General features: G+C 32.8%; 17 protein-coding genes, 1 tRNA gene and 1 riboswitch. Of the genes, 8 read left to right on the top strand and 10 right to left on the bottom strand.

Going from position 1 to position 17,368, the window contains the following annotated elements; translation table 11 throughout:
• Nucleotides 1–35: 35 nt before the first annotated feature.
• The 3 genes from GWJ05_RS15725 to GWJ05_RS15715 form a co-directional block, all read right to left on the bottom strand.
• The gene (locus GWJ05_RS15725; RefSeq protein WP_161681486.1) at nt 36–869 is read right to left on the bottom strand and encodes a hypothetical protein; all 834 of its coding nucleotides are present in this window, start codon (nt 867–869) and stop codon (nt 36–38) included.
• A gap of 554 nt (nt 870–1,423) precedes the next feature.
• Entirely contained in the window at nt 1,424–2,254 is an 831-nt protein-coding gene (locus GWJ05_RS15720; RefSeq protein WP_036935949.1) for a hypothetical protein, read from the bottom strand.
• A 218-nt stretch (nt 2,255–2,472) separates the two neighbouring features.
• Nucleotides 2,473–3,306: a hypothetical protein gene (locus GWJ05_RS15715; RefSeq protein ID WP_158482377.1), complete on the bottom strand. Its 834-nt coding sequence runs from the start codon at nt 3,304–3,306 to the stop codon at nt 2,473–2,475.
• A gap of 346 nt (nt 3,307–3,652) precedes the next feature.
• Here GWJ05_RS15715 and GWJ05_RS15710 point away from each other — a divergent pair, with 346 nt between their 5' ends.
• Nucleotides 3,653–4,096, top strand: a complete 444-nt coding sequence (locus tag GWJ05_RS15710) for a DUF6386 family protein (RefSeq protein WP_052038479.1) — start codon at nt 3,653–3,655, stop codon at nt 4,094–4,096.
• Between the two features lie 235 nt (nt 4,097–4,331).
• On the opposite strand, the gene GWJ05_RS15705 is transcribed toward GWJ05_RS15710, so the two are convergent.
• Nucleotides 4,332–4,407, bottom strand: a tRNA-Lys gene (locus GWJ05_RS15705).
• 259 nt (nt 4,408–4,666) lie between these two features.
• Between GWJ05_RS15705 and cycA the strand changes: the two genes are divergently transcribed.
• The 3 genes from cycA (at nt 4,667) to GWJ05_RS15690 (ending at nt 7,814) form a co-directional block, all read left to right on the top strand.
• Nucleotides 4,667–6,079, top strand: coding sequence for a D-serine/D-alanine/glycine transporter (cycA, locus tag GWJ05_RS15700; RefSeq protein WP_036935958.1), 1,413 nt, complete (start codon nt 4,667–4,669; stop codon nt 6,077–6,079).
• 289 nt (nt 6,080–6,368) lie between these two features.
• The gene (locus GWJ05_RS15695) at nt 6,369–6,803 is read left to right on the top strand and encodes a universal stress protein (RefSeq protein WP_036935960.1); all 435 of its coding nucleotides are present in this window, start codon (nt 6,369–6,371) and stop codon (nt 6,801–6,803) included.
• 192 nt (nt 6,804–6,995) lie between these two features.
• Complete coding sequence (locus GWJ05_RS15690; protein ID WP_036935963.1) at nt 6,996–7,814, top strand: MBL fold metallo-hydrolase; 819 nt, start codon at nt 6,996–6,998, stop codon at nt 7,812–7,814.
• A 187-nt stretch (nt 7,815–8,001) separates the two neighbouring features.
• Here the strand turns inward: GWJ05_RS15690 and GWJ05_RS15685 are convergent, their stop codons facing one another.
• Nucleotides 8,002–8,448 carry a universal stress protein gene (locus GWJ05_RS15685; protein WP_036935966.1) on the bottom strand — a complete coding sequence of 149 codons (447 nt, stop codon included), beginning with the start codon at nt 8,446–8,448 and terminating at the stop codon, nt 8,002–8,004.
• A 236-nt stretch (nt 8,449–8,684) separates the two neighbouring features.
• On the opposite strand from GWJ05_RS15685, the gene psiE reads away from it, so the two are divergent.
• A complete protein-coding gene (gene psiE, locus GWJ05_RS15680) occupies nt 8,685–9,098 on the top strand; it encodes a phosphate-starvation-inducible protein PsiE (RefSeq protein WP_036935969.1) in 414 nt (137 codons plus the stop codon).
• A gap of 144 nt (nt 9,099–9,242) precedes the next feature.
• Nucleotides 9,243–10,058 (top strand): 23S rRNA (guanine(745)-N(1))-methyltransferase, encoded by an 816-nt coding sequence (gene rlmA, locus GWJ05_RS15675; protein ID WP_036935972.1) that lies wholly within the window; start codon nt 9,243–9,245, stop codon nt 10,056–10,058.
• Between the two features lie 95 nt (nt 10,059–10,153).
• Here the strand turns inward: rlmA and mntP are convergent, their stop codons facing one another.
• The 4 genes from mntP to pabB all read right to left on the bottom strand — a co-directional run bounded on the left by mntP (nt 10,154) and on the right by pabB (nt 14,912).
• Complete coding sequence (gene mntP, locus GWJ05_RS15670; protein WP_052038480.1) at nt 10,154–10,741, bottom strand: manganese efflux pump MntP; 588 nt, start codon at nt 10,739–10,741, stop codon at nt 10,154–10,156.
• Nucleotides 10,742–10,800: 59 nt separating this feature from the next.
• A riboswitch (yybP-ykoY riboswitch) is annotated at nt 10,801–10,939 on the bottom strand.
• A gap of 497 nt (nt 10,940–11,436) precedes the next feature.
• Complete coding sequence (locus GWJ05_RS15665) at nt 11,437–12,798, bottom strand: L-serine ammonia-lyase (protein WP_036935978.1); 1,362 nt, start codon at nt 12,796–12,798, stop codon at nt 11,437–11,439.
• A gap of 184 nt (nt 12,799–12,982) precedes the next feature.
• Nucleotides 12,983–13,546 carry a CoA pyrophosphatase gene (locus GWJ05_RS15660; RefSeq protein ID WP_036935981.1) on the bottom strand — a complete coding sequence of 188 codons (564 nt, stop codon included), beginning with the start codon at nt 13,544–13,546 and terminating at the stop codon, nt 12,983–12,985.
• Nucleotides 13,533–14,912 (bottom strand): aminodeoxychorismate synthase component 1, encoded by a 1,380-nt coding sequence (gene pabB, locus GWJ05_RS15655; RefSeq protein ID WP_087802195.1) that lies wholly within the window; start codon nt 14,910–14,912, stop codon nt 13,533–13,535. The genes GWJ05_RS15660 and pabB overlap by 14 nt, the downstream gene beginning before the upstream one ends.
• A gap of 118 nt (nt 14,913–15,030) precedes the next feature.
• On the opposite strand from pabB, the gene GWJ05_RS15650 reads away from it, so the two are divergent.
• Both GWJ05_RS15650 and yebF read left to right on the top strand, forming a co-directional pair.
• On the top strand, nt 15,031–15,213 hold the full coding sequence (locus GWJ05_RS15650; RefSeq protein WP_036935987.1) for a YoaH family protein: 183 nt from the start codon (nt 15,031–15,033) through the stop codon (nt 15,211–15,213).
• A 96-nt stretch (nt 15,214–15,309) separates the two neighbouring features.
• Nucleotides 15,310–15,699, top strand: a complete 390-nt coding sequence (gene yebF / locus GWJ05_RS15645) for a protein YebF (RefSeq protein WP_036935990.1) — start codon at nt 15,310–15,312, stop codon at nt 15,697–15,699.
• Nucleotides 15,700–15,798: 99 nt separating this feature from the next.
• Here yebF and GWJ05_RS15640 read toward each other — a convergent pair whose 3' ends face one another.
• Nucleotides 15,799–16,032 carry a DNA polymerase III subunit theta gene (locus GWJ05_RS15640; RefSeq protein WP_087802196.1) on the bottom strand — a complete coding sequence of 78 codons (234 nt, stop codon included), beginning with the start codon at nt 16,030–16,032 and terminating at the stop codon, nt 15,799–15,801.
• Nucleotides 16,033–17,368: the final 1,336 nt, after the last annotated feature.

Raw genomic sequence — 17,368 nt, 5'->3', positions numbered from 1 at the left:
GGACATATTTAAAAGTAAATTAATAAAAATTTAACTTATTCATAATATTCTAATTTATAATATACCGTAGCTGTACTGGTATCGATTAACTTACCGCGTTGTTTAATTGTACTAACCATGTCCCATATCACACAATTATTATATTCATCCCATTCTTTACATGTTTTATCATACTCTCTTATATCATCATATAAGAGAGTATATATTTGTACATGCTGTAAAATTTTACCATCTTCGCCATAACGAAACTCTGACATAACATCATTGTTTTTATTTGTTGTTTTTAATAAGCGACCTTGCTTATCGTAATAATAATGAATGACATTTCCTTTGTTGTTAGAGTTAGAGTCAATAATTGTTGATAATGTAATTTTATTATCTTGGTATGAAAATTGGCTGATATCAGTACCCATTAATGAACCATCATTATCGTAAAAAAAAGATGTTTTTCCTGTTAATTGATTTTGCTTATTTTTATTATAAAATTCACTGAGGTAGAGAGTATGAGTTCGATGCCGATTTTTTAATTGATATATCTGTTTTATATTATCAGATGTTGGCATTCTTAATAGATTTGTCTCTATATTTTCATGGATATATTCTTGTGTAGAGAAGCTATATTTGGTGATAAAACCACACTCATCAAATTGAGTTTCACCTTTAAAGGCTTTTAATCGACCATTCTCAGGTAACTTGCTGGTAATACTAATTGACTTTATTGGTCCATAAATAAAATTGATTGTAATGAATGTGCTATTAGTGGTATTTATCTGCTTTTGTGATTCATTACAAGACGTTTGTATCGCAAAAGTAGAAGGTGTAATAAAAAGAGTGCAGAGAGAAAAAGTAAAAATTAATGGTAATTTCATGTAATGAGCCATTTCAAATTTTTATTAAAGAAAATCGCGCTACAGAGCATATCATCACTAATTGACCTAGGTAGTTTTACATAAATCATTTTTTAATGAAAGTATCATAGGAGAGTATTTATCATGTGCTGAAAAATATAGGATAAATATATTTAAAACCAATCTAAATGTGATGATTGATAAGTGACTTTTTTTGCATAAAGAGTTGCATTATTACATTAATTCGTTTTTCAGTAATTTACTGTTATCTAAATTATTTTAAAAAGTTATCGCTAATAACCATTAAAAGTAACGAGTGAGTTTGTAATTAATTTATTGATTTATCATTAATTTTTTATTTTTATGACTTATATAGCATTCTTTGTAATTAGAATAATAAACAATATTTTGGGTGAGTTGAAGTCAAATATAATAATGCATCGTATAGCTAATACAATGTTTTATCAAAAAAAGAGTATTGATATAAATAAGTACTTTTTTCTTACATAAAAACCTTATTTTTTGACAACATAATAGATTTAAATAAAGCTTTTTTATCTGCGAAATTCGAAAGTTTATTCATAATATTCAAATTTGTTATAGACAGTTGCGGTACTAGTATCGATTATCATGCCATCTTTTCTTACTTCACTTACCATATTCCAGATTAAGCAATTATTATATTTATCCCACGCTCGACAAGTATTGTCATATTCTCTTATATCATCATATAAACTGGTGAATATTTGCATTTGGCGCAAAATCTTACCATCTTTACCATAATGGAATTCTAAGGTTACTTCATCATTATCAATTGCTTTTAAAAGACGTCCTTGCTCATCATAAAGATAATGAATTGAATTTCCTTGGTTTGCTGCTGTAGATTCAATAATAGTTTCTGCTGAAATTTTATCACCTTTATAACTCAGTTTAGCAAAATCAGTACCCATGAGTGAGCCGTCATCATCATAAAAATAAGATGTTTTATCTACCAATTGATTTAGATTATTTTTATCATAATATTCAACTAAATAGAGCGTGTGTGTTCTATGACGATTTTTTAACTGGTATTTATATTTGATATTGTAAGGTGTTGACATTCTTAAAAGATTTGTCTCAATATGCTCATGAATATATTCTTGTGTAGAAAAGTCATATTTGGTAAGCATTCCACATTCATCAAATTGAGTTTCACCTTTAAAGGCTTTAAACCGGCCTTTTTCAGGTAATTCGCTGGTGGTGGTGATTGTTTTTATCGGTCCATAATTGAAATTAATCGTTATGAACATATTGTTAGATGCATTCACTTGTTTTTTTGATTTATCACAAGATATTGACATCGCAGAAACGGGGAGTGTAATAAAAAACGTACATAAAGAGAAAATAAAAAATAATGGAAATTTCATGTAATGAACCATCTTAAAAATTTATTAAAAATAACTCTTCAGAGTCTATTTATCATTTATTGATTTAAGTAGTTTTACACAAATTGTTTTTTAATGAAAGTATCACTTAGTTTAATTGTAGATAATTAATATAGTAGTAAATATAAAAACCAGTCTATTTTTGATAGTCTGATTTTTATATTAATAGTTTATTATGGGAATAATAAAGTATCTTTATATTATTCGTAGTAAGTAAATTCGTTATGAAGCACAGCTTTACTGTAATTAATCATTTCATCATCAAATTTTATAGTGCTTTCGAGTTGCTCTTTCGTACAGTTATCAAAATCATCCCATTCAAGGCAGGTAGAGATAAAAGCTTTATCTTCACCATTCATTCCTTTTATATAGTTTGCTTGTTTAATAACTTTCCCTTGATCGTCATAATGGTACTCAACGTTTATTTTTTCATCTTCTTTTACTAAACGTAGTCTTCCTTGTGGATCATAAGTATATTCTGTTGTAAAAAACTCGTCGGAAGAGGTTGAAGAGTGTGCAATCTCTTTAACAATACGCCCTTCTTTATAGTCGAATTGGCTAGTGAGTGTATCTATTAATTCGCCATCATTAGCGTAGTATTGAGTGATCTTTTTATTGAGTCGATTTTGCTGATCTTTACTATAGGTTTCCTGCATATATATAGAATGCGAACCATAGGCATTTTTTAGTTGGAATTGATACCGAATAACGAAAGGATTATCAGGAGTTGTTCTTATTAAATTAGTTTCTACGTTGCCTTCAATGTATTCTTGCATTGATGTGCTATCTTTCAGCAAGTTTCCACATTCATCAAGCTGAATTTCGCCCTTAAATGCTTTAAAACGACCATCATTGGGTAACGTGCTTGTCATCATGACTGACTTTACCGGACCATTAAAGGAAGTGAGTAACATAATTTGCGTATTAGCAATATTTTGTTGTTTTTCAGCATCCGTACATTGAGTTGAAGTTGCGATAGCTGAAAATGAGGAGAATGCATATAGTGAAAGGGTTAGGAGTAATTGTGATTTCATAAGACCGTCCATGTATATACTCATTATACTTCAAGCCACAGCGTTACTCGTCATACTTCAAGTTGCTGTAGCGTTATTGCTACGTTCATTCACACTAGTTGCATATTATATATGCCCTTAGTGACTCATTCACTTGTCATCTGGCTACATCTTAGTGCCTATTTGTATGCATTTAAGTTGTCGCCTGGCTGTATCTTGAATTATTTAGAGTATAAGTAGTGTATAAATATAGGCTCAGTATAGGTAATTGGTTTACTAAATAGTATAGATAAAATCCTATATGATTAACTGATATAAAAGGAAAAAATATTTTGGTACGATCAGAGCGACTTTTTGGAGCATTAAGATGTCAAACGTGTTTTCTTTTACGACAGATACGGCAACGCTAGCTATTTTTGATTTACAAGCGATCCAGCATCGAAAATCAGATACTGCAGATTGGTGGAGTATATTGGATGATGAGATAGGTGAAATGAATAAAGGCAATATTGCCTTTATTGGTCTAGGTTGTGATGGTTTCTACACAATCAATTTATGCGACAACATTGAAGAAGCGGATGTGAAGATAAATATAAGTTGTCCTTCAGGGCGCTTATTTATAGGGGCAGGAGAAGACACAACGGGCGGTGATTTAGAGCCAGATGCTCCTGAATATCGTTCTGGTGAGGTTATTTTTTTACCAACAGGTAATTATGAGATTTCGGTAAAAAAGAAAGATGATAATTTATTAATTGCTTTTAATAAAAGTAAAATAGGTATTAATTTATTTAAGAGCACACTTCGTATCTAATCGGTAGCGTTAATGACTATTAATGAATGACAGGTTAGATGAATATTTTATATTCTTATTCTGTGTTTTTTAAACAACTGTGCGAATTATAAGCAAAGTTGTAATTAGATATCATTGTAATTCTAATGCAAAAAGTAAAACTAAAAAAATAGCCATTTTGTCGCCACTTTCTTCCAGATACAAAAAAGCCACTTATCTCTAAATGGCGTAAATGTCTGATTTATCAGCTTAAAATTGGTGGGTTGTGGGAGGCTCGAACTCCCGACCAATTGATTAAGAGTCAACTGCTCTACCGACTGAGCTAACAACCCGATGCGCAGATTATTCTCCTCTAAAAAGCGATGGTCAAGCTCTTATTTTAATTTTTTTTCAAATGGATAAAATATCGCCAAGTAAATTAAAGAAAGGATCTTATCTGGTTATCAAAGCATCATTCATTTTACTAAAAGTGATCTTTTCATTACTTATACTGAGATTTGTGTCACAATAATTTCGCAAACACATTGCCACGTCAAAAAATAAAATAGTGGCAAAACAACATCAAAAATATGAACACATTTCAGGTATGGTATGGAAGAGCAAACAGAAATTTCTCCTCCCGCTAGAGTGAAAAATGCCACTCTACAACGCGGGCTAACAAATCGTCATATTCAATTAATTGCTATTGGTGGAGCTATTGGTACTGGTCTATTTATGGGATCAGGGAAAACCATTTCATTAGCAGGGCCATCAATTATTTTTGTCTATATGATAATCGGCTTTGTCTTGTTCTTTGTCATGAGAGCGATGGGAGAGTTATTATTATCAAATTTAGAATATAAGTCATTTAGTGATTTTGCTGGTGATTTATTAGGGCCTTGGGCTGGTTTTTTTGTTGGTTGGACTTATTGGTTTTGTTGGGTCATTACAGGGATTGCCGATATTGTTGCCATAACGTCTTATATTAGCTATTGGGCACCGAATTTTCCTGAATGGGGAACATCTTTTATTTGTGTGCTGACACTGCTTATTTTGAACTTAGCGACAGTAAAATTATTTGGGGAAATGGAATTTTGGTTCTCCATGATAAAAATAACAGCAATTGTTTCTTTGATTGTTGTGGGGATTGTTCTTATCAGTATTGGGTTTGAATCGCCAGCAGGGCACACAGCCGCGTTACAGAATATCTGGAATGATGGGGGGATGTTCCCCAAAGGGTTAAGTGGTTTTTTTGCGGGTTTCCAAATTGCTATTTTTGCTTTTGTCGGAATAGAGTTGGTAGGAACCGCTGCCGCTGAAACGCGTAATCCAGAAAAATCGTTGCCTAAAGCGATTAATGCTATTCCTATTCGTATTATTACTTTTTACGTATTGGCCTTAGCAATTATTATGTCGGTGACACCATGGCGCTCAATTTTGGCTGATAAAAGCCCATTTGTTGAACTGTTTGTTATGATAGGAATACCAGCCGCGGCAAGTTTGGTGAACTTTGTCGTATTAACGGCTGCAGCATCTTCTGCTAATAGTGGTATATTTTCCACAAGCCGTATGTTATTCGGTTTATCAAAAGAAGGCGAAGCACCAAAGCAGTTTAGTCAATTATCTAAACGGGCTGTACCTGCCAATGGACTGTTATTCACCAGCTTATGTTTATCATGTGGAATTGTATTAATTTACTTTATCCCTGATGTAATGCATGTATTTACCTTGGTCACGACAGTGTCGGCGTTATTATTTATGTTTATCTGGAGTATGATTTTATGCTCTTATTTAGCGTATCGTAAAAAACGCCCACAACTGCATGAGAAATCTATTTATAAAATGCCATTGGGTATTATTATGTCATGGCTATGTCTTGCTTTCTTTGTCTTTATGACCGTGCTCTTAGCCTTTGAGCATGATACTCGCCAGGCATTAAGTGTGACACCATTGTGGTTTATTGCTCTAGCAATAGGCTATCAATATGTTAAAAAGAACAAACAGAAAAAGAATGTTCAAAAATAACATGTTAATTGCATAATAAAAGAGAAAAGCCTTATTTATTTAATAAGGCTTTTTTTTGTGGATTTTATTATTTATAAAATGGAATAATTTTAAATAAAAACATAAAATTTATATTTTAATGACTTATTCATAGCCTTATTTCTTAATTTAATAAGTTAACGGTTTATTATTTATTAAGTGAAAGGATAGACATTATTTGTACCTGATAAAATATTTTTAAATTATGTTAACTGCATCCAGCAATTTTTTAAAAATACACTATCCTACAATTAAAATAAAAGGAGGCGGTATGTATAAGAATATTTTGGTTCCCATTGATATTGATGAAGATAACCTGATGAACAAAGCAATTCCGTTAGTGGAAGACATTGCAAAAAATGAAGATCCTTATGTTCACTTTTTGTATGTACTCCCGAAGCTTCCACAATCTTCTTATTATCGACTAGTTATGAGCGGTGATCAATTAGATCAAGGATGCTTAAAAACGTCAGCTAAGAAAGAGCTAAAAAAAATTATTGAACGGTTTGATTTACCTGAAGATAGAATGCAAACACATATTTGCATAGGCACACCACGAGATGTCATATTGCAGGTTGCCGATGAAGTAAACGCAGATTTAATCGTGATTGGTTCGCATAATCCTGAAGATGATTCTTATTATTTAGGTTCAACTGCTGCAGATATTACACGTTATGCAAAGCGTTCTGTTATGGTAGTAAGATAAGTCTAATGTACCTATAAGCGTTAAATAAGAATATTTGTAGGTCTAGTGTTATCGCTGTTATGTTTAGCTAACACATAACAGCGATTATGTAACTAGAGATATAAATTAACCATGTTAATCAGCATGTTTTATATTTGGAAAAATTTTCTTAATGACTATAAATGATCTCCTGATAATAATTAAAAAATCCCTATGTTAAAAATCACTGCATTACTAGAAAACAAATCAATTAATCCTGAACTTAGTCATTACCCAGGTCTGTCATTCTTGTTGGAAGATGATGAGTATCAAACTAATATTCTCTTTGATACAGGAAAAGATCTAACGTTTATCTCAAACGCAAAAAAAATGGGGATTGACTTAACTACACTAAAAACAATTGTTGTTTCTCATGGGCATTATGATCACTTCGGTGGCTTAACACACTTACCAGTCGATTTTTTTACTCATAAACCACGAATTGTCGCTCATCCTTACCTATTTTCAGTCCGCTATTCAGCGCTTTTTTTAGGTAATAAAAATATTAAATTTAAACGTTTAGCACCTTTATTTGATCGAGCAAAACTTGAAGCTCAGTTTTCTTTTGAATTAACGCAAACTCCGTTAACAATTGACGAAAAATTTATCTATTCAGGGCAGGTAACTCAACGACAAGTGAATAAACGCTATGGCGTTATTATTCATGAATCAGGTGAGGAAAATGATTACGTGCTTGATGATAGTTTTCTGGTTTGGCAAGGAAAGAAAGGTTTAGTGCTTATAACCGGTTGTAGTCATTCTGGTATTGAATCCATTATTGAGCACGCAAAAAAAATAACAGGGAATAGCCAAATTCAAGCGATTGTAGGAGGGCTACATCTGCGTTGTGCAACGCCTTTTGCATTACAACGCGCTAAAAAAGCAATAGACAAAAATATTGATGTGTATGGATGTCATTGTACTGGCGTATTAGGGCGAAGATATCTTAATGCGAAAGATTTTAATGCAGGACAATCTTTATCTTTTGAGTAGAATTAATGTAAATATGGAAATTAAAACAGGTATGAAAATTTTGTTTTTTGAACCATAATTTAACAAATTAATGCATTGAAACAAAAAAATAAAAGTACTTTTAGTGCTATTTGTAATAAGAATACGCTAATAGCTTTGGCAATAATTGATTTAGTATTATTGCCAAAAGAGAAGCGCGCAAGTGACTTTACTTACGAATAACCATCACTGAACGTGAGGTGTTATTGACAATATAATCCGCAGTAGAGCCTAACAATATATTACGTTGATTGCGTGAGCTTGAACCTATAATGATAGTGTCAGCATCAATATTTTCAGCTAGCTCTAGAATATTATAGTTGGGTGTGCCAATAACGGCATGGCATTGATATTGCTCTTTGGGTAGGTTAAATTGTTGTTTTACACATCGCTCTAATTTCTCAGTTAATAAAATTAAAGCTTGTTGTTTTTTTTCAACGACAGAAGGGCTGTCACAATTAAGCCCATAAGCTTCTAAAGAGCGTAAATTAGGCATCACTGTAATAAAATGGAAATAATTTTCTGGTTTTGAACCAAGAAATTGAATATCTGCGATCATACGTTGAATTCTGTTATCTTCTAATAAATCAATTGCAACAAGGTATTTGTTAGCCATAGTTTGCCTTTTCAATAAATTAGCGCTTAAATTAAGTATAAGTAAACAAGCTTATAAGTTGAAATTTAAAAGCAAATATTGCGATTATTGCATCATTATTTGGGGTTTTTAGGCTCTAAAAGATAAAAAAATGATGTAGTGAATGCATAAATCCTTTAAAATTTATTCGAATTGCCTAATAGGCATTTTTATCATTTTTACACATCATGGAATGATCCCATTAGGTTATAGTTTATATGAGAAAATCAAGCGAAGACTTACTGAAATGTATTGCTACCATATTACAGTGGGTGCTTAATATTGGGTTACTTATTTTAGCGATTGTATTAGTCAGTTTTCTTATAAAAGAAACGTATGTAATTGCTTCATTATTATTTAATTTAGGTGCCGAAGAGTCCTCTTATCAACTACTCGAAGGTATTTTAATCTACTTTCTTTATTTTGAGTTTATTGCACTTATTGTTAAATATTTTTTATCTGGTGGGCATTTTCCACTTAGATATTTTATTTATATCGGTATAACCGCAATTGTACGTCTAATTATTGTTGAGCATAAAAACTCAGTTGATACGTTAATTCAATCAGGTGCAATTTTACTGTTAGTTATTGCGCTATTTATTGCTAATACTGAAAAACTAAAACGAAGTTGATCATTTGATAATTATGCTTGCTGAGCGACTTAGCATAGAAAGCGAGACGTAAGGCAAAAAATAAAAATAAGGTTTTCCGCATGATTGAGAGAGGTATGTTATTATCTTTCTCAATTTTATCCGGGGTTATACAAAAATATTACTATGTCTTATCAATGTCCATTATGTTATCAGGCACTTTCTCTTCGGGCACACAGTTGGGTATGTGAAAACAATCATCAATTTGATTGTGCGAAAGAAGGGTATGTGAATTTGCTACCAGTGCAATTTAAACGCTCGAAAGAGCCGGGTGATAGCGCTGAAATGATAAATGCTCGCCGTGAATTTTTAGATGCAGGCTTTTACCAGCCAATGAGAGATAAAGTGGCTGATTTAGTACAAACATTATTGCCTGAAAAGAATAGCGTTGTGTTGGATATTGGTTGTGGTGAAGGTTATTACACTAACCAGTTTTATCAAAATTTAAAATTACATAATCCACAAGTTTATGGTTTAGATGTTTCTAAAGTTGCGATTAAATCTGCTGCTAAACGTTATTCATCAATTCATTTTTGTGTAGCATCAAGTCAGCGTTTGCCTTTTTGTGATGCTTCTTTAAATGCAGTTATTCGTATTTATGCGCCTTGTAATAGTGATGAATTAGCAAGAGTGATTGCACATAATGGTTATATTATTACAGTTACACCCGCGCCTCGTCATCTCTATCAATTAAAAGCATTGATATATTCAGACGTACATCTTCATCCATTAAAAGAAGAACATTTTGAGGGATTTAATAAAGTATCAGAACATCAAGTTGCTTATATGATGAATTTAAACGGCAAGCAAGCAAGTGATTTATTGCAGATGACGCCTTTTGCATGGCGAGCAAGTGAAGAAGTAAAAAAACAATTGGCTGACAGTGCACAGGTTGAATGTGAAACAGATTTTTTAATTCGTGTTTACCAACGTCATGCTTAATAACGAAAAATAACAAATATTTTATGATGTAAGTAAAAAGCTTAGGCGTAATATTTCAAACCTAAGCTTTTTATTGGGCTCGATTAGACTGACACTTATTTAGCGTACATAAATAATTCAAGATGTTCGAATACAATATTAAAGCCAATAGCAATTAATACGATCCCACCAATAATTTCTGCTTTTTTTCCAAGCACTGGGCCAACATAGCGACCGATTAGCATACCCAATGTAGCCATAATCATGGTCATCATACCAATCGTCATTGCAGTATGAACGATATTGACTTGAAGGAACGCTAAACCAACACCAATTGCCATTGCATCAAGGCTTGTTGCAATACCTGTTGCAATTAAAGACAGTGAGCCGTGGCGTTGTGGTGCATTTTCTTCACAAGGGCACTCATCACCACGTTTTACGCTTTGATAAATCATACGGCTACCGAGTACAAATAGTAGTCCAAAAGCGACCCAATGATCCCATTGAATAATATATTGGCTAGTATATAAACCTAACGCCCAACCAATAACGGGGGTGCTGGCTTCAATAATACCAAATATAAATCCAGTGCGGAGTGCTTCACGAAAACGAGGTTTATGTAATGTGGCACCTTTACAGACTGCAACAGCAAATGCGTCCATAGAAAGGGCTAGGGCGAGGATGATAGTAGCATAGAAACTCATAATAAAGCCTCGGTTGGGGTATTTCCATATACACACAATTGACCCCCAACCAAAGAAGTACAATTATGTGTCTATGGTCTTGCCAACCGTATTACGGCATCTGCACCACGCTAGATGAAAATAAGCGAGTATGTTGATACAGATTTCTTAGAATAATAATTCTTATTTTAAGACAGGCTACTCCCCAATGACTTGGTGCAGAAGATAACATATTATTTCTGAAAGGCAACATATTATTTATTATATTTTAAAGATGATATTGATAATAATTATCATTATTAAAGGTGACGATTTTAAATATATTAAAATTGTTTTGTTATTGTTAAAAAAAGGATAAATATCAATGTGATAAATTATTAACCCTATAATAAACAATGGGTTTAAATTATATTTATGATAAAAAATTAATTTTTAAATTAAGATAATACACCTAAAAATAATAAGCTTTAATTTCTCTAAATATTAAATGGACATTAAATGAATCTATATTTAATACACCTATATTTAATACGTATATTTTATATTTAATAAAAATATGAAAATAAAAATTTAGAGTGTAAAAATAGAGGTTATTTGGTTTTAAATATTATTTTTTTTGTTTTTCTTTATTTATAGGTTAAAAGATAAATAAGAATAAAATTAATAACCATAAAAAAGCCATTCAAAATGAATGGCTTTTTGTCGAAAAAGGTTAATTAGTCACATTGTACTTTGATTGCCAGACCACCGCGTGATGTTTCACGGTATTTAGCATTCATGTCTTTACCTGTTTCATACATAGTTTCAATGACTTTATCGAGAGAAACACGAGGTTCACTGGTACGACGGATAGCCATACGTGCGGCATTAACGGCTTTAACAGAAGCAATAGCATTGCGTTCAATGCAAGGAACTTGAACTTGGCCTGCAACAGGATCACAAGTTAAGCCAAGGTTATGCTCCATACCGATTTCAGCGGCAATACAGACTTGCTCTGGGCTTCCACCTAATAATTCAGCGAGTCCTGCGGCAGCCATTGAACACGCAACACCGACTTCACCTTGACATCCCACTTCTGCACCTGAAATAGAGGCATTCATTTTGTAAAGAATACCAATTGCTCCTGATGCTAAGAAATAACGTAAGTAAGTTTCTTGTGTAACTGGTTCGATACAACGATCGTAGTAAGCTAATACTGCTGGCACAATACCACATGCGCCGTTAGTTGGTGCTGTTACAACGCGCCCGCCTGCGGCATTTTCTTCATTCACGGCCAGTGCAAACATGTTGATAAGATCAACGACTTTCATGGGATCGTTTGACAGGCTGTTGCTTGATGTTAATAAACGATTTAACGCTGCTGCACGGCGAGGTACACGTAATGGCCCTGGCAATACACCTTCTGTATTTAAACCATGCTCAATACATTCTTGCATTGTTTTATAAACATCTGCGAAATAAGCATTAATTTCTGCTTGTGTGTGCAGATCTAGCTCGTTTTTCATCATTAAGCTAGAAATGGATAAACCTGTTTCTTTGCAGTGCTTTAATAACTCTTCTGCACTAGCATAAGGGTATGAAACTGGTTTACTATTAAGTGTTGATTTACCAAAATTTTCTTCATCAACGATAAAACCACCACCAATAGAGTAGTAAGTTTTTCTATACACTTCTTCGTCGCCAGAAAAGGCATGAAGAGTCATACCATTTTCATGTAATGAGAGGTTGTCATTACTGAAATGCATACTTTCTGCTGGGAAGTCGACAACTTTTAAGCCATTTGCTAATGATAGTTTACCGGTTTCTTCAACGTTACGAATAAAGCCGGGAATACTGTCAATATCGACAGTCGCGGGTGCATTACCTGCTAATCCCATAATAATGGCGATATCAGTATGGTGACCTTTGCCTGTCAAAGACAAGGAGCCGTAAACATCAACAGCTACGCGAGTGACAGACGCAATCAATTCCTGGTTGACTAAATCATCGACAAATTCTTTACCCGCTTTCATTGGCCCTACGGTATGAGAGCTAGAAGGTCCGATGCCCACTTTAAACATGTCGAAAACGCTAATCACGTCAGACTCCTTAATAATAAGAGAGAGGGTTAAAAAGAATAAAATATAGTTATTTATAGTAAAGGGATCGTTTTTACGATTATATCGTCCCGTTAATGATGTAGTTTACAACATTTTTTTAAAATAGCTAAGTACAGTTGTGAAGGTGATGATAAAAAGCACAAGCTGAATATAAAATATTGTATTAAGTGATATGTAAGGCGAGTTTATGCAAAATGGCTGCGGTTAATCCCCAGACTAGATGCCCATTATAGGGATAAAAATAGATACGGTGATTTTTACCAGAACGGTGAAAATCGAGGGGTTGATAATGTTGGGCGTTAAGTGCGTGACTTAGTGGCATTTCAAAGATAGATGCGACTTCAGCAGGGTTATGGCGTAGAGGTAAGCCGGCAGGAATAACCCCTACAATAGGGGTGACGAGATATCCACTAGAACTTTGTAAAGGCGCTAATTGGCCAATAACGGATACCGCACTGGGAGGGATAGCGATTTCTTCATGTGCTTCTCTTAATGCAGTTGCAATAAGATTGATATCTTCAGGATCTCGTTTACCTCCGGGTAACGCAACTTGCCCTGCATGAGAGCGCAACGTTGACGCTCGTTCTGTTAATAATAAGGTTGGATTAGGTTTATTGATAATCGGCAACAAGACTGCTGCCGTTTTTTGAGTATGGGGCGACTGATTTACCTTATCATCAGGTAATGTGAGTTGAAAACGATTGATAAAGGTATCAATGGGGGTCATCGATAGTAGGCTCACTTAAAACAGTTAATATTTTCCCAAGTTTATCGAATGTTTCTTGGTACTCTTTTTCAGCAACGCTATCAGCAACAATACCACCACCAGCCCAGCAGTAAATCTTATTTTTTTCCGTCAATAATGTACGAATACTGATATTGGTGTCCATTGTGCCACAAAAGCTAATATAGCCGATAGCACCACAATATCCATGACGTCGATGTGGTTCTAATTCTTCAATAATTTCCATAGCTCTGATCTTAGGCGCGCCAGTGATAGAACCGCCGGGAAACGCTGCTTTTAATAAATCTGTTGGCATTAAATGCGAGGGAAGTTGTGCTGTAACGGTACTGACTAAATGGTGTACCGCAGGAAAACGCTCAACTACAAATAATTCTGGTACTTTAACGGAACCTGTAACCGCAACTTTTCCAATATCATTACGCATAAGATCAACAATCATTAAATTTTCAGCGCGATCTTTACGTGAGTTTTGGAGAAGTAGAGCTTGTTCATCATCTTCTTCTGGCGTTGTTTTGCGAGGTAGTGTTCCTTTTATAGGACATGTTTCTATTTTATTATCCGCTAAATGAATAAAACGCTCAGGTGACACACTTAACACAAAATTATTAGGTAAACACATAAAAGACGAAAACGGTGCTTTATTTGCTTTATTCAATGTTAAGAATGCACTCCATTCACTACCAGTATAATTTGCGCAAAAACGTTGGGCTAAATTAACTTGATAGCAGTCACCAGAAAGTAAGTATTGATGAATTTTAGCAATTTTTTCGTTGTACTCATCATTGCTAATATTTGATTGCCAGTTTGTGGTTAAGGAAAAATGAGTATCGACCGATTCGGGGGCTTGATTTTCTAGCCACTGTAAGCGGTCATCAATATTGTCATAGCTGATTAAAGTGGCTTTTTTTAATTGGTGGTCAACAATTAATGCCCAGTTATAAATTCCAATCGCCATATCTGCAAAATTGAGTTCATTTTTAGCGTTTTCAGGTAATTTTTCAATGCGACGACCTAAGTCATAGCTCCAAATACCCAAAGCACCGCCTAAAAACGGTAATGAGTCATTATGTTCTGGATGAAAATTAAACTGTTCTAATGCACGTTGTAGCAGTGTAAAAGGATCTTTTTTAGAACGTTTGACTGTGCCATTTTTTTCTTTGATTGTTGTGGTTTGTTTGCGTGTTTCTAAAGTGACAAGAGGATCAGAGACAATAATATCAAAACGGTTATGAGGATGTTCGGCAAAGCCAGAATGAAGTAAACTAGACCAAGGCAATGAAGCAATGGGAGAGAATATCCGTAATGCTAGGTCTGGGGTATAAGTGAGTTCACGTTGTTGTAATTGCATATCTATCTTATGACCATGTAAACAAAGTATGTAGTATCATTCGCACAATGAATTGTAATCAAATAGATTACGTTCATGTAAATACAAAATAGAAGTTGATAAAGATAAGAGTAACATTATGTTTCTAGGAATGCCTACATTAACACATGAAGAACAACAAAAAGCAGTAGAAAAAATTCAATCTCTTATGGCTGAGGGAATGAGCAGTGGAGAGGCTATTCAATGGGTTGCTCAAGAATTAAGAGAGAAACACATAACTCGTGAATCGGTTTCTATCATATTTGACGACGAGAATGAATAAAACATTTTTTTAACAAATGTCACAAATATGTTGTTAACCCTATGCTATGCTTAATGGAAATACATCCTGTTTTAAGGGATATTTTCGGGAGGTTATATGAAATTAAGCAAGTTAGCAGGTCAAACAGGGATACTTGGTGCAGCTCTTTTACTTGCCGTTTCTTTTGGAGCATTTGCAGAAAGTGTCGATAATGTTAATAAAGATATTGTGCGCTCTGCACCCTTTTCGAGTTGTGTTAATTTAGATAATAATCAACTTGTTACTAGAGTGAAAAATGATTATCTACAAAATCGCCTCCCTCGTTGGCAAGAGGATAAAAAGGCGTTAGGTCCAAAGCCTGTGGCAAGTATTAATGCTAATGAAGTTATCAAGATGGATAATAATTATCAGATGGTATTAAATGTCAGAGGGGCGAGAACCGATCTTCGTTACAATGTTCAAGTTAATTGTGACGACAACACCATCACTTATGTTTCACCTAAATAATAAACAAGTGATACTTTTTCGTTATTGATAGATTGTAAAAAGAGATAAACGGAGGTTTATCTCTTTTTTTTGCGATTAAAAATAATAAACAACGTTTAATTATTTTTTCATTTGAGGTTCATAAGGCAAACGAGAATAGTGTTGGCTTCTTGTACGATAAAACACCAGCCTTTCTTGAAAAAAAGCATGGAAAGCTTGAGGCTGTTCTCTTAAGACGGTATCAGCAACAACAGGCATATTATATCGCTCTTTAAAGGCAACGCCAGAAGCCGCCAAACTTACATTTATTTTGTCTTTTTCTTCCTGTGTTAATTCTGAAAGATTATAACCCATCATTCCTCTCCTATAACAATAGGGATAAGGTAAAAGAGCATGCTTATTAATGCAAGTAAATAAAGATATTAGTCATTATATAATGATAAAAAAGGTGTGTTTTATTTAGGTGGATTTTTAATCAATAACATTAAATATAGCAATAAATAATATCATTTACTAATGGGTATACTACTTTATAGTTAATAAATATAATGCAAATGATAAAAATCGCATTTATTTAAATTACTAAATTGATTTTTGAAATAGCATAAAAAACAAATATTCTCATAAAGAGTAAATAAATATAATGTTTATCTTGATTTAGATCAATGAAAAAAACAATGAATTTTGCATTAAAAATAGATAAATATTTTTAATTTATTAAGAGCTTATTACCTCGGATTTATTTTGTATTGCTTGACAATGGGTTGCAGTAAGATACTGAAATATTAAGATAAAAAAATGCCCTGTTGGGGAAACAGGGCGAAAAATAATACAACACCAGGGAAAAATGTAGTATAAATAAAATTAACCAAATGGTTAATAAGTAAATTTACGTGATTCTTCATTTTTTTATTAATAAAAAATAAAGATTTATTAAATTTTATTTCCTGTTCAAAAAAAAAAGAGTGCTATTAATGAATAGTTAGTGAATAAAAAATAGAAAGAAAATCCATCAATAGAATTCGTAAAAATGAGAAATGAAAAGATATATTAGAATCTAAATATTTGGATAAAACTATAAGAAAATTATAAAGTATACTTTTTTTCTTATTTCAATATCTTATTAATATTAAAGTATTTTATCGATTAAGCGATATAAAATGTTTATTGTTAATTGTTACATAAAAGCTTATTTCTTAAATGTTAATAATAATATTGATTAATCAATATTTCAAAATATTACTTTACCAAATCATTTTGATTTTTCGTCTTTGATCTTATTTTAGATAAATAAAGAAAGTTATTGTCTGATGTTTTTTTAAGCTATTTGTTTTTTTTCTAAAATGACTGATTAACTTCATTACTAAAGTGTTTATTTTTCTGTTTTGAGTTAATGGAAATAAAGAGAAAGTTATTTATCTCAATGATATATATGGTTTTTTTATTTTAAGCTACTGTTTGTTTTGGTTAATGAAATAATTAAATTAAAATACTAAAATGTAAAAAAATAAACAAAAAATATACATGGTGCACAATCTTGTGTTACATTTAATTCGCTTTTCACTCAGTAATTTTTGATATTACATTAAGATATACTCGAATCATTAATTGATTCTATTACACGGTGTTTATTCGTTTTATTTCAATAGCGATGTAAGGATAGGTTATATACGTTATCATACAGGGGGAT

Origin of the sequence: Proteus sp. G2626, from assembly GCF_009915985.1 — a bacterium.
In the GTDB taxonomy this organism is placed as follows: domain Bacteria; phylum Pseudomonadota; class Gammaproteobacteria; order Enterobacterales; family Enterobacteriaceae; genus Proteus; species Proteus vulgaris.
This window is presented reverse-complemented; position numbering and strand designations above follow the sequence as displayed.